The sequence below is a fragment of the Actinocorallia lasiicapitis genome (assembly GCF_054778695.1).
This window is the reverse complement of the sequence record NZ_BAAGZI010000709.1, coordinates 1-1,428: the sequence shown is the minus strand read 5'-3', so window position 1 is coordinate 1,428 and position 1,428 is coordinate 1. Positions and strand designations below refer to the sequence as shown.

2 protein-coding genes are annotated in these 1,428 nt (G+C 72.7%); both read left to right on the top strand.

The window, feature by feature from the left end; genetic code table 11:
* A partial coding sequence (locus ACYVE7_RS34005) for a peptidoglycan-binding protein (RefSeq protein WP_460370689.1) occupies nucleotides 1-1,000 on the top strand: 1,000 nt, incomplete at its 5' end.
* Nucleotides 997-1,428: ABC transporter ATP-binding protein (locus ACYVE7_RS34000; protein WP_460370687.1), on the top strand; the 432-nt coding region annotated here is incomplete at its 3' end. The genes ACYVE7_RS34005 and ACYVE7_RS34000, both read left to right, overlap by 4 nt.

The window sequence follows — 1,428 nt, the reverse complement described above, 5'->3', positions numbered from 1 at the left end:
CGTCGCGCAGGGCGCGGATCTGACGGACCTGGTGGAGAAGGTCGCCGTGGCCGAGGCGGGCGTGGCCGCCGCCAAGACCGTCGCGACCGCCGAGATCGAGCGCGGCGACCTGGTCGACACCGCGCAGGTCGACGGCACCCTCACCTACGGCGACGCCCGCGATCTCGTCGCGGGCACCGGCGGCACCGTCACCTGGGCGCCCGCCGCCGGCGCGATCGTGGCGCGCGGCAAGAGCCTGGTCCGGCTCGACGGGCTGCCCGTCACCCTGATGTACGGGAAGATCCCGATGTACCGGCGGCTCGGCACGGGCGACGAGGGCAAGGACGTCGAACAGCTCGAACGGAACCTGAAGGCGCTCGGCTACGGCGACTCCCTGACCGTCGACGAGGAGTTCACCTCCGCGACGGCCTCGGCGGTCGCGGAGTGGCAGGAGGACCGGGGCCTGGCCGAGACCGGCTCCGTCGACTCCGCCCAGATCGTCTTCCAGCCGGGCGAGGTGCGGATCAAGAAGGTCTCCACCCCGGTCGGCGCGAAGGGCCCCGCCCGGTACGAGATCACCGGCACGACCAGGACGGTCCACGTCGACCTCGACGCCGACAGCCAGGAGCTGGCCCGCAAGGGCGCCAAGGTCACCGTCGACCTGCCCGACGGGAACACCGTCGACGGCCGGATCGCCAAGGTCGGCACGGTCGCCGAGCAGGCGAGCGCGGAGGGCCCGACCACCGTCGACGTCGAGATCTCGCTCGGCAAGGCCAGGACGGGCCGGATCGACCAGGCGCCCGTCCAGGTCAACGTGGAGAGCGAGCGGCACAAGAACGTGCTGTCGGTGCCCGTGGAGGCGCTGCTGGCGCTGGCCGAAGGCGGCTACGGGCTGGAGATCGTCGAGGGTGCGGGCAGCCGGCTGGTGGCCGTGGAGACGGGCGCGTTCGGCGGCGGCCGGGTCGAGGTCACCGGGAACGGCCTCAACGAGGGCATGAAGGTCGGGGTGCCGGAGTCATGACCGAGCCGATCGTCGAACTGAAGGGCGTCACCAAGACCTACGGCGCCGTCGAGGTGCTGAAAGGGGTCGATCTGCTGATCGGACGGGGTGAGCTGACCGCGATCGTCGGGCCGTCCGGCTCCGGAAAATCCACGCTGCTGCACATGATCGGAACCCTGGACCGGCCGACCTCGGGGGAGGTGCGGATCGCGGGCCACGAGGTCGCCGGGCTCACCGACGGCCGGTTGTCGGCGCTCCGCGCCCGGCATCTGGGCTTCGTCTTCCAGCAGTTCCATCTCGCGCACGGGGTGAGCGCGCTCGACAACGTCGCCGACGGGCTGCTGTACGCGGGCGTCCCGATCGGGGAGCGGCGGGAGCGGGCCCGCGCCGCGCTGGAGCGGGTGGGGCTCGGCCATCGGGCCGCGCACCGGCCGCACGAGATGTCGGGC